We start from the raw sequence: 20958 nt of genomic DNA on the forward strand, positions 1-20958 counted from the left end.
CCCTCCGGTTCGACGATATGGAAGGAGTCCTGCCTTGTCAGCACTCAGAGCCAGATCGAGGGTGAAAAGTGGCCGAGCCGGGCAAACATAGGGGAATCCCACAGTCCCGACGTACGTGTTCCCCCCGATGCGGAGGGCGTCGCCCACCGGTTCCGATCAGCGGGGACCGCGGGGACGCATGATGAGCGCGGCGACGTAGTAGGCGCACGTGTCCTTGCCCGGATTGGCGTAGGCGTGCGGGACGTCGGCGGCGAAATAGACCGAGTCCCCGGCGGAGAGCTCCGTGACCTGGTCGGCGACGCGGAGCCGGAGGGTCCCGGTCTCGACGACCACGAACTCGTGCGAGCCCGGCGCGTAGGCGGGGAACTCGCCGGCGTCGCAGCCGCCCGGCAGGGTGGTCCGGATCCACTCGAAGTTCACGCCGGGCACGACCGGGCTGACGATGGTCCGGCGCCAGCCGCCGGGCTCGGCGACCGCGTCCTGGTCGGCGGCGCGACGGACGATCACGCGGCCGGGCTCGGTTTCAGCGATCAGGTCCGCCAGGCCGACGCCGAGCCCGCCGGCGATGCGGGAGAGCACCACGACGGTGGGGGCTTTCTGCCCGCGCTCGACCGACGACAACATGCTGACGCTCACCTCTGCCGCGGAGGCCAGCTCGGCCAGGGTCAGGCCGCGATCGTGACGCAGTCCCTGCACGTAGGTACCCAGCTTCGTCAGATCGAACATTCCGCTATAATACCAGTTGTGTTTACTATAGCGGAATGGATTTGAGAGATGTCCGCGCTCCCACCGACCATCCGGCCGGTAGTCCCAGGCTCCTCCGACCTCCTCGCGGTGACGGCGATCATGGCGCACTACGTCGAGCACACCGTCGCGACCTTTGCCGAGGTCCCGCCGACCGCCGACGACTGGGGCCGGCGGCATGCCGAGCTTGCCGCGCACGACCTCCCGTTCCTGGTCGCCGAGACCGGTGGGGAAGTGGTCGGCTTCGCCTACGTCGCGCCCTGGCGTTCCAAGTCCGCGTACCGGCACACCGTCGAGAACACGGTCTATCTCGCGCCGGGCGCGACGGGGCGCGGGATCGGCTCCGCGCTGCTCACGGAGCTGATCGATCGGTCCGCGGCGGCCGGATGTCGCCAGATGGTCGCGGTGATCGCCGACACCGGCAGCCCGGCATCCGCCCTGCTGCACCGGCGCCTCGGCTTCGTCGACGCCGGTCTGCTGCGCGCGGTCGGGTTCAAGCACGGCCGGTGGATCGACACCCGCCTCATGCAACGTGACCTGACCGAACCGTGACACGGCGGCGCGGACGATCCTCCATCTCGTGCTGCACGGGGTTGTGAGTCGGCCCGGTGGCGACGGCGGGCTGCAGAGGTTGCCTGCTCCAGGTCACTGAGCCGGGCCGGGGTTCCGACGGACGGTCGTCATCACAGCGGGGTGTTGCCCAGCATCGTGTCCATTCCGTTACTCTTGGGCTCGCCATGAACCTGACTCGTGCCGCCCGCTCGCCGCTCGCCGATCCTCGGCGTGGGTTCGCGAGCGTCCTGACAGTCATGTTCCTCGTGCTCGCCGTCCTGGGTGTGCAGGCCGCGTGCGGCGTCCATCTGGACGAGGCCGGCCACGGCAGCGCGGCGGCGTACGGCGCCGTCGGGCAGCACGCGTTGCCCGACGCGGCAACGGCGTCGGACCAGGCCGCGCAGGCGGACCCGGAGCACCCCGGCGAGGACCCGAACGTCTGCGCTGACGACAGCACAGTGACCGCGCGGCACGACCGAACCCTGTCGCCCTCCACGGACCTTGCCGGGGGGCCATCCTTGGCCTTGCAATGGCTGGTGCCCGACATGGCACACCACGGCCCCCGGGTGCCGGCGGGCTCGGCTGTAGCGGCAGCGCCGTCGCTGCATGCATTGGGGATCTCCCGGACGTAGACCACCACATCCCGTCGGCACCGCCCCCGCATGGGCGTCGACCGGTTCAGCGCGCCCCGAACCCGGGCCAGCGCGTGTGGTTCTACTCCGATCCCGAAAGGTCCCCGCTTTCATGGAGCCCAGCTTCAACCAGAATCCGACCATGCGCGGCCGTGGTCGTCATCGGGCGGCACGCCGCCCCGTCCTGGCCGATGTCGCTCGCGCCGCCACCGAGCAGGCCACCGCGTTCGCCGGTCGTACCGCCGTCGCGGCCGCGGCCGGTTCCGGCGTGCTGCTGTCCCTGGTCGCAGCACCCGCCCAGGCCGCACCGGCCACGGAGCTCAACACCTCACTGGCCGGCAAGCCCGTCAACGGCGCGCTCAACTCGGTCGACCTCGACGCCCTGACCGCCCAGGCCCGCGAAGCGGTCGCCGCTGCTCCCGTGGTGACCGTCGCCCCGGATGCGGAGCTGAAGGTCGAGACGGCTGCCGTCTCCGTCGTCTCGGCCGAGGAGAACGAGGAGTACCAGGCGCAGGTCGCCGCTGACGAGGCCGCCGAACGGGGTTCGGCCGTGGTGTCGATCGGTATGCGGTACCTCGGGGTGCCGTACCTGTGGGGCGGCTCGACCCCGGCGGGGATGGACTGCTCCGGGTTCACGTCTTACGTGTTCGCGCAGGTCGGGATCAACCTGCCCCGGACCTCGTCCGAGCAGCGGTACGCCGGGACCGAGGTGCCCTGGTCGCAGGCGCAACCCGGCGACCTGCTCTGGTCGCCCGGCCACATCGCGATCTACGCGGGCGACGGCATGCAGATCGAGGCACCCCTCCCGGGCAAGACCGTCCGGTACACCCAGGTCTGGCAGTCCAACCCGGTCGTCCTGCGCGTCGCCTGACCCGCCTCGCGTGAGGGGCGGGTACGCCCCGCCCCTCACGCCGCCACCCGCGAGCGGCGGGCTGTCACATCGTGGTTGCCCTACCGAGAGGCCCAGCCGTGGCTCGACGAAGGTCCGTTGTGATGGCAGTGGCCGCCGTGCTCGCGATCGGTCTCGTGGTGGCCGCGTTCGTGAACCTGAGGATGAACGATCAGGATCCGGTCGACGTCGGCGGCGGAGCGGCACCGGAGACTGGCTGTCGCTGGCGGCGGGCCTGACGATCATCGTTTTGAATGACGCGATGCGACTGGCGCCGGGAATCACGTTGCTGCCGGGCGGACATTCAGAGCTCTACCTGCCCTTGCCGGGAAAGATGCTATGTACGCGAGTGGCGCCCAACAAGGTGTGTGACAGCGGAGGTTGGGCGAGCGGCGGGGTTCAGGGTGGGGTTATCCCCACCCAGATCGTGTGGGGAAACTGTAGTGATTGTGTACCGCTCAACTTCTAGCATCGATTGCGTAAGACGGTGACCGGGCCGATGGATCTCCAGCCGACGGCCCTGGACGCCTCGTTCTCGCGCGCCTGAAGCGCGCCCCACCCCGAGGAACAGCACCTTGATCACAATACGTGCGGCGATATACCGCACCGCAGCAGCGGCTCTGGTTTTGGCGGGCCTCACGGCCTGCACCGCCGCCGGCCCAGAAGCCACCGGCACCAGCTCAGAAGCCACCGTCGCAGAACGCGAGGCTTCTACGGGCAAGAGCGCAGCCAGTGCCGTACCCGGGCTCGGCCGTTTCCATGATCAGCACCTTGCTTGGGAGAAGTGCGCACACGACCCCGACGACATCACCGGCCAGGACTTGGACAAGGCCGGCGCAGAGTGCGCGAACCTGACCGTGCCGCTTGACTACGCAGTCCCTCAAGGCCGAACGATCACCGTGGCGATGTCGCGCCTTCAGGCCACCGACACCCGTCGTCGTATCGGCTCGATTCTGATCAACAACGGTGGCCCTGGAGTTCCTGCCCTGGCCTCCCCGCCGGCCGTCCGAGCGGCGATGGGAGAAGTCGGGGCCCGCTACGACATCATCGGATTCGATCCGCGCTTTGTCGGACGCAGCACCCCGCTGGACTGTGGCTGGCCGATCGGCAACGCTCTTTTCTCGGCCGGCCTCAGCCGGGCCAGTTTCGATCGTCAGGTTGAGCTGCAAAAGAGCCTGGCCGACAAGTGCCGGGCCACCAACGCATCGGTGCTGCCGCACATCAACACACGTAACACGGCTCGCGACATGGACGTCATCCGGGGCGCGCTCGATGAACGGAGGATCTCCTACCTGGGCTACTCGTACGGCACCTACCTGGGCACGGTCTACACCCAGATGTTCCCCGGCCGCTTCGACCGCATGGTGCTCGACGGGTCCGTCGCCCCCAGCAGCTACACCCCTCAACTGCTGAAGGGTCTGGAACCGGAGAACGAGCAGGCCCTGTCCGCCTGGGCGACCTGGGCCGCGCAACGCCACGGCACCTACTCCCTCGGCCGCACCCGCGTCGAGGTGCTGGCCACCATCGACCGTGTCGTGTCGGCGGCCGCACGCAAGCCGCTGACCGTCGGGACCGCTCCCGATCTCTTCCGAATCGACGACACCCAGGTGCCGCTGCTGCTCTTCATGGGACTCTCGGACGACACGGACTCGGCCCGTGACGCCCTCGCCGGGCAGCTCTCCGTCCTCGCGAAAGCCGCGGACGGGCAACCGGCCCCGTTGACGCCAGAGTTCGCTGCGGTTCTCCGGGTCTTCCTGACCGACGATGACACGAACCTCGGCACCGTACAGACCGCTCTCGCCTGCGCGGACGGCACGGCTTCGCGCGATATCGAGCAGTACTGGCGGGACATCGAAGCCAGCCGCCGCACGCATCCCTTGTTCGGGCCCCTCGCCAACAACATCGTCCCGTGCGCCTTCTGGAAAACCCCGCCGGAGACACCCATCCGAGTGCGTGACGACGCCGCCATGCTGATCGTGGCCGCAACCGGCGATCCGCGGACCACGTACAAGAGCAGCTCTGAACTCCACCGGCTGCTGCCGAGTTCCAAGCTACTCACCCTGAAAGGTGCCAACCGGCACGGCCTCTACGGGCAGTACGGCAATGCGTGCATCGACCGCGAGGTCAACCAGTACTTGACCAGCGGGAAACTCCCGGCACGCGATGAGACATGCGAAGCGCAGGGCACTTGAGGGTGAACCGCCCCGGACCGCCCGGCCAGGTCGGTTTTGCGGAAGATCCGCCACCAGCCTTCCCACCTTCCCACGGCCGGGATCGAGGAGGCGGTCTCAACGAAGTCCGTCCGGGGAGGGGTGAAGGGTGACCGCTCACTGGCTACCCCGATCCGGCGAAGCGAGCTCGTCGAACCGTCGGAGTGCTCCGGCGACCGCGGTGCGGTACGACTCGACGTTGCGTTCCTTGATCGACTCGTAGCCACGGACCACGGCGGGCAGGGCGGCGATCTCCACGGGCACGCCGAGCGACGTAGCGTCGACGCGGTTCGAGAGGTCCAGGACCAGTTCGACGTACTCGTCGACGAGGCAACGCTAGGGACGCCTCAGCGCCGTGTATCCGAACAGGTCGAAGCGGGTCCCGCGTAGCCTTCGCATCCGGTGCAGCAGCCAGAAGGCGGGCGTGAACCACGGGTCGGGGCTCAGACGCGCCACCTCGTACTCGTCCTTGAACGCCATCAGCTTGAACAGCCCGTGGACGGTTGCCTCGGTGAACGCCGTGGATCCGGCCTGTCAGGAACCGTGTCATCCTCATCGCATCGCTCTTTCGTCGATGCCTCGCGAGGAACGTCGAAGGCCGTTGACCAGTAGGTCAACGGCCTTCACCACGTGGAGCCAGGGGGACTCGAACCCCCAACCCCCTGCTTGCAAAGCAGGTGCGCTACCAATTGCGCCATGGCCCCGCTGAGGACCGCTCAGTCGATCGAGTCGGTGACCTCGGACCAGAGATCGCGCCCTGCGGCGTCCTCGTTGAACTTGCGCCAGAGAACGTAGCCGGCGCCGGCAGCGAGCAGCACTATGAGCAGCTTCTTCACGAGTTCCTCCTGAGGAGCCTCTGCAGGTCCGGGAGTGGGGCTAGGAGGACTTGAACCTCCGACCTCTTCCTTATCAGGGAAGCGCTCTAACCGTCTGAGCTATAGCCCCGGGCGAGCGTTCCGCACGCTCACGCGACACTGGAGATTACCCCAGGTAGGGACGATGTCCCAAACCGAAATCACGGTCCGCGGTGTGACGTGCGTCGAGCCGTGCGCAGCAGCGCACGAGAACGCTCTGGGTGACGCCGAGAAGCGTCGGTCAGTCGTCGGTCAGCGTCATGTGCACGCCGCCGACGAGTGCTGCGGTGATGTTGTACAGGAACGCCATGATGGTCGCGATCGCCGTCAGCAGGACGATGTTGCAGATGCTGATCAGCGTCGCGAGCGAGATGACGCGGGGGAACTCCACGTACTGCGTGAGGTTCACATTGCTCTGCGGCCCGACGGCGTCCGCCACGAAGCTCTGCACCGTCGTGAACACACCGAGGCTGTTGAGCACCGACCAGAACACGGCGGTGGCGACCACCGTCATGATCGCGATGGCGACGGCCAGCAGGAACGCCAGCTTCATGACCGACCACGGGTCCACCCGGGAGATCGCGAGGCGCACGCGCCGCGGGCCCGCCGGTGCCGGACGCGGCACCTCGGGCGTCGGGACCGACGCCGGCCGTGCCTGCTGACCCGCCGCGCCCGCGGCGGAAGCGCCCGTGGGAGTGGCGGTACCGCGCACGCCGCCCGCCGTGTAGTGCATCTCGGGCCGGGGGCCGGGGGCCGTGCTCGGGGCCGTCCGCTCCGCGTCGTCCGGCATGATCGACGAGACCTTCTTCGCCGCGCTGCGGGCTGCGTCGAGGGCGGCCTGCGCCGCCTTCATCGCGCCCGCCCGGACGCCGTCCGCACCCTCGGTGCCGGAGGCCGGCGGAGCCGGCGGGACGTCGGGGGCCGAGACCCGGTTCCACGACTCCGCGCTCGCGCTCGGCTCCTGCGTGGCACTCGGCGAGGTCGGGGCGTCGGCCTTCGCCGAGGCACGCCCGATCGCCGACACGAGGCCGGGCGGTGCCTTGGCCTCGTCGGTCTCCGGCGCTGCCTGCGCCTTGTCCGACCGTCCCGCATCATAGGCGGACCGCCAGACACCACCCGTTGTCGGTACCGCCGGGCCCGAGTCGCTCGGCGCGGGCGGCACCGGGGGCTCCGCACCCGGGCGGGCCGCGGTCGGCTTGGGGGCCGGCGCACCAGGCGCGGCCGACGACGCCGCGGGCGCCGGCGCGGCCACAGTGATCGGCTCCGCCAGAGGGCCGTCATTCTCGATCGCGGCGGCGCCGTCCGGGCCGGCGGCGTCGGACGTCTCCGGCGTGGTCGACGCAGAACTCTTGGTCGAACTTGTCCGCTTCGTGTCGGGGGCCGCGGCCGGAGCCTGCTCCCCGTTCACGTCCTTGCGCACCCGGGTGTCATCCAGGTCTTCATTGAGCTCGGGCGTCGCCGTGCGCACGGGCCCGCTCTTGTCACTCGTCATCAGCTGTCCTCGCGTCCGGTGCTGTCCTGCTCAGGGGTGCTCGGAACTTCTTCAGGGTTCGGGATGTCTTCCACGGTAACCCGCTCTGCGGGCTCGCCGTCGGAGTTCTCGTCCACAACAGCCGTCGCCTCGCCCGCATCTTCACGTTCCGCGTTGCGCGCGACGGCGATGATTCTGTCGCCCTTGTCCGGCTTTGCGAAGGTTACTCCCTGGGTGTTCCGGCCGGTGAGGTTAACTTCCGCGACGGCCGAACGCACGATCTTGCCGCGCTCCATGATGACCAGCACCTCGTCGTCCGAGTGCGTGACGAGCGCCCCCACGAGGTCTCCGCGCGCCTCGACGAGGTTGGCGACCTTGATGCCGAGGCCGCCGCGGCCCTGGATCCGGTACTCCGAGATGCGGGTGCGCTTGGCGAAGCCACCCTCGGTGACCACGAAGAGGTCGGCACCATCGATGACCACCGCGGCGGACAGCAGCTCGTCGTCCTCCCGGAACTTCATCCCCGTGACGCCCGAGGTGGCACGGCCCAGGGGCCGGATCGACTCGTCGTCCGCGTGGAAGCGGATCGACTGGCCCTTGCGCGACACGAGGATGAGGTCGTCGTCGGCGTTGACGAGCCGGGCCGAGACCAGCTCGTCCGCGGCGCCGTCGGCATCCTCACGCAGGTTGATGGCGATGAGGCCGCCCGTGCGCGGCGAGTTGTACTCGCTCAGGCGGGTCTTCTTCACGAGCCCGCGGCGCGTGGCCAGGACCAGGTACTCGGCGGCCTCGTAGTCAGGGATGTCGAGCACCTGGGCGATCTTCTCGCCGGGCTGGAACGCCAGCAGGTTCGCGACGTGCTGGCCCTTGGCGTCCCGGCTGCCCTCAGGCAGCTCGTAGCCCTTGGCGCGGTAGACGCGGCCGAGGTTGGTGAAGAACAGCATCCAGTGGTGGGTCGTCGTCGTGAAGAAGTGGTCCACGATGTCGTCCTCGCGCAGCTGCGTGCCGCGCACCCCCTTGCCGCCACGCTTCTGGGAGCGGTAGTTGTCGGTCCGCGTCCGCTTGGCGTAGCCGCCGCGCGTGATCGTGACGACCACGTCCTCCTCGGGGATGAGGTCTTCCATGGACATGTCGCCGTCGTACGGCAGGATCGTCGTGCGCCGCTCGTCGCCCCAGCGCTCGGTGACCTCGTCGAGCTCCTCGCCGACGATGGACCGCTGGCGGTCCGGCTTGGCGAGGATGTCCAGGTAGTCGTCGATCTCGGCCTGGAGCTTGGCGTGGTCGTCGAGGATCTTCTGCCGCTCGAGGGCGGCCAGACGACGCAGCTGCAGCGCGAGGATCGCGTTCGCCTGCTGCTCGTCGATGGTGAGCAGCTCCATCAGCCCGGTCCGCGCCTCGTCGACGTCGGGGGAGCGGCGGATCAGTGCGATGACGTCGTCCAGCGCGTCGAGGGCCTTGAGGTAGCCCTCGTAGATGTGGATCTGGTCCTGCGCCTCCTTGAGGAGGTACTCGGTGCGCCGGCGCACGACCTCGATCTGGTGCGTGGTCCAGTGCCGGACGAAGGCGTCGACGCTGAGCGTGCGCGGCACCTCGTCGACGAGCGCGAGCATGTTCGCGCTGAAGTTCTCCTGGAGCGGGGTGTGCTTGTAGAGGTTGTTCAGCACCACCTTCGCCACGGCGTCGCGCTTCAGCACGATCACCAGGCGCTGCCCGGTGCGGCCCGACGTCTCGTCGCGGATGTCGGCGATCCCCTGGATGCGGCCGTCGTTGACGAGGTCCGCGATCTTCAACGCCAGGTTGTCCGGGTTGACCATGTACGGCAGCTCGGTGACGACCAGGCAGATCCGGTTCTGGATCTCCTCGACGCTCACCACCGCGCGCATCGTGATGGAGCCGCGGCCCGTGCGGTACGCGTCCTCGATGCCCTTGTGGCCGAGGATCTGCGCGCCCGACGGGAAGTCCGGGCCCTTGATGCGCTGCAGGAGCGCCTCGAGCAGCTCCTCGCGCGTGGCCTCGGGGTGCGCGAGGTGCCACCGCACGCCGTCTGCCACCTCGCGCAGGTTGTGCGGCGGGATGTTCGTGGCCATGCCGACGGCGATGCCGGCCGACCCGTTGACCAGCAGGTTCGGGATGCGCGCGGGGAGCACCACCGGCTCCTGCGTACGCCCGTCGTAGTTCGGCCGGAAGTCGACGGTGCCCTTCTCGATGTCGCGCACCATCTCCAGCGCGAGCGGCGCCATCTTGCACTCGGTGTACCGCGGGGCGGCCGCCGGGTCGTTGCCCGGCGAGCCGAAGTTGCCCTGGCCGGCCACCAGCGGGTAGCGCAGCACCCAGTCCTGGACCAGGCGGACCAGGGTGTCGTAGATCGCGGTGTCGCCGTGGGGGTGGTACTTACCCATGACGTCGCCCACGACACGTGAGCACTTGGAGAACGCGCGGTCCGGCCGGTAGCCGCCGTCGTACATCGCGTAGATGACGCGGCGGTGCACCGGCTTGAGGCCGTCGCGCACGTCGGGCAGCGCGCGGCCCACGATCACGCTCATCGCGTAGTCGAGGTACGACCGCTGCATCTCGAGCTGCAGGTCTACCTGCTCGACGCGGCCGTGATGCACCGCGACGCGTGCGTCGTCCATGGGAATGCCGTCGTCGGAGTTCTCCACGCCGGGGGTCTCGTCCGTCACCGTCTGTACTTCCTTTCCACGCCGATGGGCGTGTCACTTCGTCTCCTGGGCCGCCATGTCCGTGCCCGACGCCGCACGCCCGGGTGGGGCGGACGCTCCGGGGGCCCGCGAGCTCCTGGCTCGCGGGCTCACTCCTCAGATGTCGAGGAAGCGCACGTCCTTGGCGTTGCGCTGGATGAAGGTGCGGCGGGACTCGACGTCCTCGCCCATGAGCACGGAGAAGATCTCGTCGGCCGCGGCCGCGTCGTCCATGGTCACCTGCAGCAGCGTCCGGTGGTCCGGGTCCATGGTGGTGTCCCAGAGCTCGGAGTAGTCCATCTCACCCAGGCCCTTGTAGCGCTGGATGCCGTTGTCCTTCGGGATTCGCTTGCCCTGTGCGGCGCCGGCCTCGAGGAACGCGTCGCGCTCCCGGTCGGAGTACACGTAGTCGTGCGGGGCGTTGCTCCACTTGATCCGGTACAGCGGCGGCTGCGCGAGGTACACGTGGCCGTGCTCGATGAGCGGGCGCATGTACCGGAACAGCAGCGTGAGCAGCAGGGTGCAGATGTGCTGGCCGTCGACGTCGGCGTCGGCCATGAGCACGATCTTGTGGTACTTGAGCTTCGAGATGTCGAAGTCCTCGCCGATGCCCGTGCCGAACGACGTGATCAGCGCCTGGACCTCGGCGTTGGAGAGCGCCTTGTCGAGCCGGGCGCGCTCGACGTTCAGGATCTTGCCGCGCAGCGGGAGGATCGCCTGGTTGTGCGGGTTGCGCCCGCGCACCGCCGAACCGCCGGCCGAGTCGCCCTCGACGATGTAGATCTCGCACTCGTCGGGGAACCGGGACTGGCAGTCCTTGAGCTTGCCGGGCATCCCGCCGCCGTTCAGGATGCCCTTGCGGCGGGTGGCCTCGCGCGCCTTGCGCGCCGCGATCCGGGCCTGCGAGGCCGAGATCGCCTTGCGGATGACGTCGCGCGCCTCGTTCGGGTGCGCGTCGAACCAGTCGACGAGCTGCTCGCGGACCACGCGCTGCACGAAGGTCTTGGCCTCCGTGTTGCCGAGCTTGGTCTTGGTCTGGCCCTCGAACTGCGGCTCGCCGAGCTTGACGGAGATGACTGCCGTGAGGCCCTCGCGGATGTCGTCACCCGTGAGGTTGTCGTCCTTCTCCTTGATGATGCCCTTGTCCCGCGCGTAGCTGTTGACCAGCGTGGTCATCGCCGCACGGAACCCCTCCTCGTGCGTTCCGCCCTCGGTGGTCGAGATCGTGTTCGCGAACGTGTGCACCGACTCGCTGTAGGCGCTGGTCCACTGGAGCGCCACCTCGACGGCGATCTTGCGCTCCGTGTCCTCGCTCTCGAACGAGATCACGTCGGGGTGGATGAGCTCGACGCGCTTGGCGGAGTTGAGGTGGTGGACGTAGTCCATGAGGCCGTCGTCGTACTTGTAGGTGACGGTGCGCCAGTTCCCGTGGTCCTGGTCGGGGTCCTGCGGCTGCCCGTCCTCGGCCGGCCGGCTCTCGCCTCCGCCGACGACGTCGTCCGCCGCGACCTCGCGCTCGGCGCCCGTGACCTCGTCGGTCGCGGAGGAGTGCCCCGCGCGCTCGTCGGTCAGGGTGATCTTCAGGCCCTTGTTGAGGAACGCGTACTGCTGGAAGCGGGCGCGGAGCGTCTCGAAGTCGTACTCCGTGGTCTCGAAGATCGTCCCGTCCGCCCAGAACGTCTGCGTGGTTCCGGTGTGCTCGTCGGGGCCGAGCGGCTCGAGCCTCTCGACGCCGGTGATCGGGTTGCCGCCCTCGGTGTACTCCTGGCGCCAGTTGTACCCGTCGCGCCGCACCTCCGAGACGAACCGGTAGCTGAGTGCGTTCACCACGGACATGCCGACGCCGTGCAGACCGCCCGACACGGCATAACCGCCGCCGCCGAACTTTCCGCCGGCATGCAGGATCGTCATGACGACCTCGAGCGTGGGCTTGCCCTCGGTCGGGTGCATGGCGACCGGGATGCCTCGGCCGTCGTCGGTGACGCGCACTCCGCCGTCGGGCAGAAGGCGCACGTCGATCTCGGTGGCGTGGCCCGCGAGGGCCTCGTCCACAGCGTTATCCACAATCTCGTAGACGAGGTGGTGGAGCCCGCGCTCACCCGTCGATCCGATATACATGCCCGGTCGCTTACGAACGGCCTCGAGACCTTCCAGGACTGTGATGTTCCCGGCGTCGTAGCCGCCGTCGATTCGCTCTGTCACGGGCGGGGTTGCTCCTCGTCTTTCAGGCACACGATGTGCACGACGACGGACGTACCAGCGGCTGCACGAGCGGCTCGGACCCAGAGGGATCCATGCCGTGCTCGGGTGCTGACGTACGGTCCGACGGCTCGTCGGTGCTCAGCGTTCCGGGTCCTCAGGACGATCCTGGGAACCCGGCGCGGTTGACCCCCTCATACTACCTTCTGAGCGGCGAAAACCCGGGATCCTGGGGTGTTTGTGGCCACTCCTCCACAACCTTTCTCCACAGGGTGATTTTTGGGGTCCGGGCTGGGTTCCTAGGGGGTCCCCGGGGCCTTCATCGAGGGGCGGATCGAGGCCCCGGTCGGGCCCGTCGGCACAGGCGGGCGACGGCGGTCGACGGCGGGCTCGCACGTATGTTCGGGGTCCGAACGGATGCCCTCCGAATCGTCTACGGATCGTCATGCCCGTGGCTGTCGAAGGTCAGATAATTTGCGTACACAGGGTGACATTTCGTTGATTTGGGGTTTTCTGCTCTAATAGCGCCGACCGGTCATATGCGCAACTTGCGCCCAGTCTCTCTCGAAGGACTTCACTGTGAAGAAACTTCTCGCGGGCGGCGCCCTCGCCGCTCTCACCCTCGGCGGCGTTGTCGTCGGCGCGGCTTCCGCGTCCGCTCACATCCCTGGAGCCGAAGGGGCCTGCGACGCCACAGCCGGCGTCTCTGTCGTCTCGGCCGCCGCCAAGATGTACCCGGCCGACGCCACTGTCGTCGTGACCATCGACGGCGCCGAGGTCCAGTCCGGCGCGTTCGCCGAGGTTGGCTTCAAGTCTGGCCAGAACCAGCCCCAGTACGAATACAGCTACGAGAACAAGTGGGACACCCTCGACGCGACCACGGCGCACACCTGGGCCGTCTCGTACGACTCTCCTGACGGTCAAGGCGTCCAGGACTTCAGCGGCACCATCGAGCCCTGCGTCGTCGCGGAGCCGTCCCCGGAGCCGTCCGTGCCCCCCGTCACCGAGCCCGAGCCGTCGGAGGAGCCGACCGTTGAGCCCTCGGTGGAGCCCACCGAGGAGGCGTCTGTCGCGCCGGTCCCCGAGCCGTCCGACGAGCCCTCCGCCTCGCCGAGCCCGGCCGCTGACGAGCCCCCGGTGCTCGCCTCGACGGGTGCGACCGTCGGAGGCGCCATCGCGTTCGCCGCGCTGCTCGCGGCCGGTGGCATCGCCCTGGTCTGGGCCCGCAAGCGCATGCAGAACGCGTGAGCATGTAATACCTGGCTGACGCCTCGGCGCAGCTGAGCTAGGAGGGGCTCCCCGGCTTCGGCCGGGGAGCCCTTTGTGTTTCCCTCCGACCGGACGCCGTACCAGATCAGCCCCAGGTGTCCCGTGGCCCAGGTCCCCGCACGGCACGGGGCCCACGCCGGAAGCCCGGTCCGGCGGGCCCGAGCACTGTGACATCCTCGACCACGCCCTCGCCGATCTCCTCCGCCATGCGCCGGATCAGCGTCGGCACCAGCAGCCGGAGCTGGGTGGCCCAGGCCGTGGAGTCAGCGCGCACCAGGAGCACCTTGTCCTCGAAGGTCTCAGGGATGCAATGGTCGGCGATCTCCGGTCCGACGACCTCCCGCCACCGGCCCATCACACCGCCGACCGATACCTCCTCGGTCCAGCCCTTCTCTCGCAGGAGCCGACCGACGACCGCCCCGAGGAGCTGTGGATCGCGCGCACTAGGCCCCGACCCGCTCGACCGAGGCTCCGCAAGGGGAGAGCGGCGCGCGGGTGAACCAGGCCGCAGCCCACGGGCTCGAGCCGCTGCCTTGGCCCGGTTCAGGGCGGCTCGCGCCACCTCTGACGCCGGGGTCAGCGCGGGCTCAGAGTTATCCACAGGCCCCTGTGGAGATTCGTCAGTCACGGGTCACCGTCCCGGGTTCCACGTGAAACCGTACGCCGTCGAGCGCCACGGGGATGTCCTCGGCCACTGCCGCTGTCACCAGCACCTGGCGGGCCGGGAGCACCAGGTCCGCGAGCCGCTCCCGGCGTCGGACATCGAGCTCGGCAAACACGTCGTCGAGGATCAGTACCGGATCAGCATCGGTGCCGAGATCGGGGTCCCAAAAAGCGGGTGAATCCGCCGAATTCTGCGGATCTCCCCCGAGAAGACGGAACGACGCGAGTCGCAGCGCGAGCGCAAACGACCAGGACTCGCCGTGGCTCGCGTAACCCTTGGCGGGCAGCCCGCCAAGCGTCAGGACGAGGTCGTCCCGATGCGGGCCGACGAGGCTCACGCCGCGCTCCAACTCCTGCGGCCGGGCCGTGGCGAGGGCCTCCAGCAGCAGGTCACGCAGGTGTCCGACGTCGGTGAAGTTATCCCCAGACCCTGTGGACAACTCCGGTGGATTACCGGACGAGAGCGCCGGAAGCGATGACCGGTAGGTGATCTCCGCGTGGCCGTCGGCGTCGCTCACCTGCTCGTACGCCGCGGCAACCGCGGGGCGTAGCGCATCGATCAGCTGGACCCGGAGCGACAGGATCTCCGCGCCGAGCTCGGCGAGCCGGGCGTCCCAGACGTCAAGTGTCGCGAGCGCGGCGGCCGCCGCGCTCTCGGCCCGCGACGAGCTGCCCGAACGGCGCGACGCCCGCGCGGACTTCAGCAGTGCGGACCGCTGCCGGAGCACCCGTTCGTAGTCGGAGAGCACGGCGGACACGCGCGGCATCATCAGCACCAAGAGCTGGTCCATGAACCGCCGTCGACCGTCTGGCTCCCCCTTGACCAGCGCGAGATCCTCGGGCGCGAAGAGCACGGTCCGCAAGATGCCCAGCACGTCCCGCGCCCGGACCTGCTGTCCCCGATTGATCCGAGCGCGGTTCGCCTTGCCCTGGGTGATCTCCAGCTCGACGGTGCTCGCTCGGTCACCCCGGACGATTCGCGTCCGCACGATGGCTCGGTCCGCGCCCGATCGGATGAGCGGCGCGTCGGTGGCCACCCGGTGCGAACCGAGCGTCGCGACGTAGCCGATCGCCTCGACGAGGTTGGTCTTGCCCCGGCCGTTGCGCCCTACGAACGCGTTGACCCCGGGCTCGAGCTCCACGTCGGCCGAGGCATACGACCGAAAGTCCAGCAGGGAGAGGTGGGAGACGTACATCGGTAGGAGATCGTACGTGTCCCGGCGGCTACTCCGCTGACTTCACCGCGTGCCCGCCGAACTGCTGACGCAGCGCCGCGACGGCCTTCATCGCCGGCGACTGCTCCTGGCGGGAGGCGAACCGCGCGAAGAGCGCCGCGGAGATCACGGGCAGCGGGACTGCCATGTCGATGCCCTCGTCGACGGTCCAGCGGCCCTCGCCGGAGTCGTCGACCCAGTCGTCGAGGAGCGCGAGCTTCGGGTCCTCCTCGAGCGCCTTGACCATCAGGTCGAGCAGCCAGGAGCGGACGACGGTGCCGCGGCTCCAGGCTCGGACGGTGCCGTGAACGTCGGTGATGAGGTCCGACTTGGCCGCGAGCAGCTCGTAGCCCTCGGCGTACGCCTGCATGAGGCCGTACTCGATGCCGTTGTGGACCATCTTGGCGTAGTGACCTGCGCCGACGCCGCCGGCGTGCACGAAGCCCTCCTGGCGGGGGCCCTCGGGACGTAGCGCATCGAAGACGGGCATGACGCTCTCCACGTCCTCGGCCGCGCCGCCGACCATGAGGCCGTAGCCGTTCTCGAGACCCCAGACACCGCCGCTCACGCCGACGTCGAGGTAACCGATGCCGTTCTTCGCGAGGTCGGCGGCGCGCTCCTGGTCCTCGACGTAGTGCGAGTTGCCGCCCTCGATCACGATGTCGCCCTCGGCGAGGATCTCGGCGAGCTGGTCGAGCACGCCGCGCGTCGGCTCCCCTGCGGGGACCATGACCCAGACGACTCGCTTCTCCTCCGGGAGCGCGGCGGCGAGGTCGGCGAGCGTCGCGACGTCCGACACCTCCGGCCGCGGGTCGAACCCGGTGACCTCGATGCCGCCCTTGCGCAGGCGCGACCGCATGTTGTTGCCCATCTTCCCCAGGCCGACCAGGCCGATGTGGGTGACCATGTGCGTGCTTCCTCCAGGGTCGATCAAACAGGCTCGCTCGTGGCGGCCGTCCTTGGCGCAGGCTGACTGTCCGGCCTGACGATGAGGTGGCTGTGGACGCAGGGCCCGCCGGAAAGCGGGCCCGGGCGGTCAGCCGGTGAAACGGATCGGGACGAGCAGGTACCGGTAGGCGGAGTCGTCCTCGCCGTCCAGGCTGCCCTGTCCGGTGAACTCGACCGGCTTGTTGGGATGCGTGAACGACAGGCGAACGAAGTCGGTGCCCAGCGCGCCCAGTCCGTCGAGCAGGAACTGCGGGTTGAACGCTACCGCGATGTCCTCGCCCACGAGGACGGCCTCGAGGGCCTCTGACGCCTGCGCGTCGTCGCCGTGCCCGGCGTCGAGCACCACCTGTCCCTCGCTGAAGGAGAGCCGGATCGGGGTGTTGCGCTCCGCGACCAGGCTCACGCGCTTCGCGGCCTCGATCAGGGGGGCGGTGGCGACGACCGCATGGATCGGGGTGCTGTCCGGGAACAGCCGACGCACGGCCGGGTAGTCGCCCTCGACGAGCTGCGAGGTGGTCTGTCGGCCGCCCGCCTCGAATCCCACGAGGTCCACGCCCTGGCCTGTGGACAAGCCGACGTTGACGAGCCCGCCGGAGCCGAGGGACTTGGCGACGTCGTTCAGCGTGCGTGCACGGACCAGGGCGACCGCGGAGAAGCCCGGGGTGGCCGGGGTCCAGGTGAGCTCACGAAGCGCCAGCCGGTACCGGTCCGTGGACAGGAGCGTGATGCGTTCGCCCTCGATCTCCACGCGAACGCCGGTGAGCAGGGGCAGGGTGTCGTCGCGGCTGGCCGCCACCGTGACCTGTGCGACCGCGTGGGTGAACGCGTCGCCGGAGACGGTGCCGCTGACCTCGGGCAGCCCAGGCAGGGCGGGGTACTCGTCCACAGGCATGGTGAGGAGTGTGAACCGGCTGGCGCCACAGGTGACGATCACCTTGTTGCCCTCCAGAGCCACGTCCACCGGCTTGTTGGGCAGCGCACGCGAGATCTCGGCGAGCAGACGGCCAGAGACCAGCACGGTGCCGGGTTCCGCGACCTCAGCCGGGATCTCGGAACGTGCGGACGTCTCGTAGTCGAAGCTCGCGAGGTTGATCACACCCTGCGCGTCTGCCTCGATCCGGACGCCGGCGAGCACTGGAGCCGGCGGGCGCGTGGGGAGCGTGCGAGCGGTCCATGTCACGGCATCGGCGAGGACGTCGCGCTCGACCCTGAACTTCATGCCGTTGCATCTCCTCTGGTTCCTGGACTGTCGAGGGAAACCCTACGCGAGTTGCTGACCTCGTGGCACTCGATAGGCAGGGGCTGTGGGTGGACCCCACAAGGGGCTTCGTACTAATGTTCGAAGTGGTGGTCGAGCGCTCGGACCGCCTGATGAAGGCGTGTGGATTCCCCCTTAGAGATAGATCTCGTAGTAGTAGTCGGTGTTGTGGAAACTGGGGATATCCGGTCTTCGCGCAGGTCAGAGGCCTTTTTCTGCTGTGGAGGAGCTGTGGGCTCATCTGTGCATGAACTAGGGACCCCTGTGGAGGGCGGATTTGTACACACAGGCTGTCCACCGATTCGGGTGTCCCCGCCCACAGAATTCGGGGGTTCATCCACAGCCGTCCACAGGCTTGTCCCCAGGGGTGTATCAGCAGGTCAGAGCTTGGCGCCGGGTTCTGCACAGTCTGTGTCCACAGTGCTGGGGACGGGCGGAGGAGAACCGCAAGATTCCAGGGATCCACATGTGGATAGACCTGTGGAGGTGCGTATACGCAACACCCCTGCGCACCGATCAAGCTGTGCACAGGGGTGGGGATAGGTGCGGAAACGTGTGAGTTGTCCGATGTGGGGCCGTGCGACGGCCCGGAAAAATTCGAGAGGTCGGGATCGAGCGTCAGCCGCGCTGCTGCTGCTTGATCCGGCTCGTGAGCTCGGTGACCTGGTTGTAGGTCGACCTGCGTTCCGCCATCTGGCCGGCGATCTTCTTGTTGGCGTGCATGACCGTGGTGTGGTCGCGCCCGCCGAACTGCTGGCCGATCTTCGGCAGCGACAGGTCCGTGAGCTCGCGACACAGGTACATGGCGATCTGCCGGGCGGTCACCAGCACGCGGGACCGTGACGAGCCGCACAGGTCGTCGATGGTGAGGCCGAAGTACGCGGCGGTCTGCGCGATGACGACGGCGGGAGTGATCTCGGCGGTGTCGTCGTCATCGGTGATGAGGTCCTTGAGGACGATCTCCGCGAGGGCCAGGTCCACCTGCTGCCGGTTGAGGTTCGCGAACGCGGTGACCCGGATCAGCGCACCCTCGAGCTCCCGGATGTTCGTCGAGATCCGGGAGCCGATGTAGGAGAGCACGTCCGCCGGGACATTGAGGTGCTCGCTCGCGGCCTTCTTGCGCATGATCGCGATGCGAGTCTCGAGGTCGGGCGGCTGGACGTCGGTGATGAGCCCCCACTCGAAGCGCGAGCGCAGGCGGTCCTCGAACCCGTTGAGCTGCTTGGGCGGGACGTCGGAGGTGATCACCACCTGCTTGTTCGCGTTGTGCAGCGCGTTGAACGTGTGGAAGAACTCCTCCATCGTCTGTTCCTTGCCCTGCAGGAACTGGATGTCGTCGATGAGGAGGACGTCGACGTCGCGGTAGCGGCGCTGGAACGCGCCCGCCTTGCCCTCGCCGATGCTGTTGATGAAGTCGTTGGTGAACTCCTCGGAGTTCACGTACCGCACCCGGATGTGGGGGTACAGGTTGTGGGCGTAGTGGCCGATGGCGTGGAGCAGGTGAGTCTTGCCCAGCCCGGAGTCGCCGTAGATGAAGAGCGGGTTGTACGCCTTGGCCGGCGCCTCGGCGACCGCGACGGCGGCCGCGTGCGCGAACCTGTTGGACGAGCCGATGACGAACGTCTCGAAGATGTACTTCGGGTTCAGCCGGGTGGGCTCGGCCGAGGGCTTCGGTGCCGGCTGGGGCGCGATGGGCATCTGCGCCTGCTCGGGCTCCGGTGGCTCGTGCTCGAGAGAGAGCGCCGCAGGCCCGGAGATCTGGGACGGGCCGGCAAGCGTGCTGCTGCTCAGCTCGGGATCCACCGTGATGCCGAAGCGGACGTCGCGGCCCAGCACCGACGACATGGCGGAGACGAGATCGTCGCGGACCGCCGTCTCCAGGTAGGTACGGGTCTGCTCGTGGGGGACGGCGATGAACACCATGTCGTCCAGCACGGCCATCGGCTTGGCCAGTCGGATGAAGGCGAGCTGCCGGGGGCTCATATCGGGCCGGGCCTCGAGCGCCGTCAGGGTCTGTGCCCAGACGTCGCCGATGTTCTCGTCCGGGTTGGCCACTGGCTTTCCTTCGTCTCGTGCGTGGGGGTGCAGCGCATGCTGGGGGTGCTTGGAGTCTGCCATGATGGGGCACCGTCCACACAGTTGTCCACAGGTTGTGGATTGCGCGGATCGCCGCTGAATCAGTGGTACACGAGCTGCTCACCGGGCCCTCGCGAGAGGAGTCATGGCGCGCGATGTGGCGCGTCCGACACGCAGGATCCCGCCGTTCTGGTTTGACCCGGAGGGCCTCGTCGGCGTAACGTCATACAGCCGTTCCAGGTACTTCTGCGCGCCCACACACGGACTCGGGCCACGTCCTTCGACGTCGGCCACGACCAGTGGGGCAGGCCCCGGGTCGGCTAGGCCGATCGCTGTACTGAACGGCCAACTTTCACTGCATCGTCGAGGACAGACGGTGTGCCTACCCCGACGTTCTTGGAGTACCTCGTGAGCAAGCGGACCTTCCAGCCGAACACCCGCCGTCGTGCAAAGACCCACGGTTTCCGGCTGCGCATGCGCACCCGCGCCGGCCGCGCCATCCTGGCGGACCGTCGTCGCAAGGGTCGCGCCGAGCTCTCAGCCTGAGCCATGTTGCCCGCGGCGCACCGTCTGCGCCGTTCCGTCGACTTCGAGCGGACGGTGCGCCGCGGCACGCGTGCAGGTCGATCGACCGTGGTGGTTCACCTCCTGGTACCGGACGAAAACGTCGCGGATCCAGGATCGGGAACTCCACAGGTCGGTTTTGTCGTTTCCAAGGCTGTGGGTAACTCCGTGCAGCGCAATCTGGTGAAGCGTCGGCTCCGTGCCGCCGCGGCCGAGCACCTCTCGGCGTTGCCGACCGCTGCCCGCGCCGTCGTGCGTGCGCTTCCGCCGTCGGCCGCCGCCACGTATGCGGACCTCGATCGTGACCTCGACTCGTGCTTGCGCCGTGCGGTCGCACGAGCGACCGGAGACGGGACGAGATGACCACCATCCCCGTACCCGAGGGTCAGGCACCGCCGCGCGAGCCCTCGCTGATCGGCCGGCTCCCGGTGACCCTCCTCGTGGGGATGGTCCGCTTCTACCAGGCGTTCATCAGCCCGATGAGCCCCCCGAGCTGTAAGTACTACCCGTCCTGCTCGCAGTACACCGTGATCGCGCTACGGCGGCACGGTGCGGTGCGTGGGCTGGGTCTCGCGCTGTGGCGCCTGCTGCGGTGCAACCCGTGGAGTCTCGGCGGCGTCGACGACGTGCCGCCTGTGCGCGGCGCACACACTCACGCCGAGGGCTGACCTGCCCCGGCTCGTGCCGCTGACACGAGAACCGCACCCCCGCAGACT

The 20958-nt window shown here is 68.6% G+C and carries 19 protein-coding genes, 2 tRNA genes and 1 pseudogene; 9 read left to right on the top strand and 13 right to left on the bottom strand.

Annotation, left to right across the window (positions count from 1 at the left end):
• Window positions 1–156: 156 nt before the first annotated feature.
• The gene (locus ACFT2C_RS00600; protein WP_377205064.1) at window positions 157–726 is read right to left on the bottom strand and encodes a helix-turn-helix domain-containing protein; all 570 of its coding nucleotides are present in this window, start codon (window positions 724–726) and stop codon (window positions 157–159) included.
• 48 nt (window positions 727–774) lie between these two features.
• On the opposite strand from ACFT2C_RS00600, the gene ACFT2C_RS00605 reads away from it, so the two are divergent.
• From ACFT2C_RS00605 to ACFT2C_RS00625, 5 genes are all read left to right on the top strand, one after another.
• On the top strand, window positions 775–1296 hold the full coding sequence (locus tag ACFT2C_RS00605; protein ID WP_377205065.1) for a GNAT family N-acetyltransferase: 522 nt from the start codon (window positions 775–777) through the stop codon (window positions 1294–1296).
• A gap of 185 nt (window positions 1297–1481) precedes the next feature.
• A complete protein-coding gene (locus tag ACFT2C_RS00610; protein WP_377205066.1) occupies window positions 1482–1928 on the top strand; it encodes a hypothetical protein in 447 nt (148 codons plus the stop codon).
• A gap of 142 nt (window positions 1929–2070) precedes the next feature.
• A complete protein-coding gene (locus tag ACFT2C_RS00615) occupies window positions 2071–2799 on the top strand; it encodes a C40 family peptidase (protein ID WP_377205067.1) in 729 nt (242 codons plus the stop codon).
• Between the two features lie 122 nt (window positions 2800–2921).
• Entirely contained in the window at window positions 2922–3056 is a 135-nt protein-coding gene (locus ACFT2C_RS00620; RefSeq protein ID WP_377205068.1) for a hypothetical protein, read from the top strand.
• Between the two features lie 336 nt (window positions 3057–3392).
• The gene (locus tag ACFT2C_RS00625; protein WP_377205069.1) at window positions 3393–5009 is read left to right on the top strand and encodes an alpha/beta hydrolase; all 1617 of its coding nucleotides are present in this window, start codon (window positions 3393–3395) and stop codon (window positions 5007–5009) included.
• A gap of 135 nt (window positions 5010–5144) precedes the next feature.
• Here the strand turns inward: ACFT2C_RS00625 and ACFT2C_RS00630 are convergent.
• The 7 genes and pseudogenes from ACFT2C_RS00630 to gyrB form a co-directional block, all read right to left on the bottom strand.
• Window positions 5145–5543: pseudogene (locus tag ACFT2C_RS00630) on the bottom strand (DUF6537 domain-containing protein); the annotation flags it as partial.
• A 115-nt stretch (window positions 5544–5658) separates the two neighbouring features.
• Window positions 5659–5731, bottom strand: a tRNA-Ala gene (locus ACFT2C_RS00635).
• A 12-nt stretch (window positions 5732–5743) separates the two neighbouring features.
• On the bottom strand, window positions 5744–5863 hold the full coding sequence (locus ACFT2C_RS00640) for a DLW-39 family protein (protein WP_377205070.1): 120 nt from the start codon (window positions 5861–5863) through the stop codon (window positions 5744–5746).
• 35 nt (window positions 5864–5898) lie between these two features.
• Window positions 5899–5972: transfer RNA gene (locus ACFT2C_RS00645), tRNA-Ile, on the bottom strand.
• Window positions 5973–6122: 150 nt separating this feature from the next.
• Window positions 6123–7373: a DUF3566 domain-containing protein gene (locus ACFT2C_RS00650; RefSeq protein WP_377205071.1), complete on the bottom strand. Its 1251-nt coding sequence runs from the start codon at window positions 7371–7373 to the stop codon at window positions 6123–6125.
• Window positions 7373–10033 carry a DNA gyrase subunit A gene (gyrA, locus tag ACFT2C_RS00655; protein ID WP_377205072.1) on the bottom strand — a complete coding sequence of 887 codons (2661 nt, stop codon included), beginning with the start codon at window positions 10031–10033 and terminating at the stop codon, window positions 7373–7375. The genes ACFT2C_RS00650 and gyrA overlap by 1 nt, the downstream gene beginning before the upstream one ends.
• A gap of 135 nt (window positions 10034–10168) precedes the next feature.
• Window positions 10169–12253, bottom strand: coding sequence for a DNA topoisomerase (ATP-hydrolyzing) subunit B (gene gyrB / locus ACFT2C_RS00660; protein WP_377205073.1), 2085 nt, complete (start codon window positions 12251–12253; stop codon window positions 10169–10171).
• Between the two features lie 576 nt (window positions 12254–12829).
• Here gyrB and ACFT2C_RS00665 point away from each other — a divergent pair.
• Complete coding sequence (locus ACFT2C_RS00665; protein WP_377205074.1) at window positions 12830–13498, top strand: hypothetical protein; 669 nt, start codon at window positions 12830–12832, stop codon at window positions 13496–13498.
• Between the two features lie 106 nt (window positions 13499–13604).
• On the opposite strand, the gene ACFT2C_RS00670 is transcribed toward ACFT2C_RS00665, so the two are convergent.
• The 5 genes from ACFT2C_RS00670 to dnaA form a co-directional block, all read right to left on the bottom strand.
• Entirely contained in the window at window positions 13605–14147 is a 543-nt protein-coding gene (locus tag ACFT2C_RS00670; protein WP_377205075.1) for a DUF721 domain-containing protein, read from the bottom strand.
• Window positions 14140–15378, bottom strand: a complete 1239-nt coding sequence (gene recF, locus ACFT2C_RS00675; RefSeq protein ID WP_377205076.1) for a DNA replication/repair protein RecF — start codon at window positions 15376–15378, stop codon at window positions 14140–14142. Before recF ends, ACFT2C_RS00670 begins: the two co-directional genes overlap by 8 nt.
• A gap of 28 nt (window positions 15379–15406) precedes the next feature.
• Window positions 15407–16303, bottom strand: coding sequence for a phosphogluconate dehydrogenase (NAD(+)-dependent, decarboxylating) (gnd, locus tag ACFT2C_RS00680; RefSeq protein WP_377205077.1), 897 nt, complete (start codon window positions 16301–16303; stop codon window positions 15407–15409).
• A gap of 129 nt (window positions 16304–16432) precedes the next feature.
• On the bottom strand, window positions 16433–17563 hold the full coding sequence (gene dnaN, locus ACFT2C_RS00685) for a DNA polymerase III subunit beta (protein ID WP_377205078.1): 1131 nt from the start codon (window positions 17561–17563) through the stop codon (window positions 16433–16435).
• A 657-nt stretch (window positions 17564–18220) separates the two neighbouring features.
• A complete protein-coding gene (dnaA, locus tag ACFT2C_RS00690) occupies window positions 18221–19657 on the bottom strand; it encodes a chromosomal replication initiator protein DnaA (RefSeq protein WP_377205261.1) in 1437 nt (478 codons plus the stop codon).
• A gap of 429 nt (window positions 19658–20086) precedes the next feature.
• Between dnaA and rpmH the strand changes: the two genes are divergently transcribed.
• From rpmH to yidD, 3 genes are read left to right on the top strand one after another with little or no spacing between them, the layout of a single operon-like run.
• Window positions 20087–20224: a 50S ribosomal protein L34 gene (rpmH, locus tag ACFT2C_RS00695; protein WP_108493057.1), complete on the top strand. Its 138-nt coding sequence runs from the start codon at window positions 20087–20089 to the stop codon at window positions 20222–20224.
• Window positions 20225–20227: 3 nt separating this feature from the next.
• Entirely contained in the window at window positions 20228–20605 is a 378-nt protein-coding gene (rnpA, locus tag ACFT2C_RS00700; RefSeq protein ID WP_377205079.1) for a ribonuclease P protein component, read from the top strand.
• The gene (gene yidD / locus ACFT2C_RS00705; RefSeq protein WP_377205080.1) at window positions 20602–20910 is read left to right on the top strand and encodes a membrane protein insertion efficiency factor YidD; all 309 of its coding nucleotides are present in this window, start codon (window positions 20602–20604) and stop codon (window positions 20908–20910) included. Before rnpA ends, yidD begins: the two co-directional genes overlap by 4 nt.
• Window positions 20911–20958: the final 48 nt, after the last annotated feature.

This window comes from Promicromonospora sp. NPDC057138, assembly GCF_042670845.1.
In the GTDB taxonomy this organism is placed as follows: Bacteria; Actinomycetota; Actinomycetes; order Actinomycetales; family Cellulomonadaceae; genus Promicromonospora.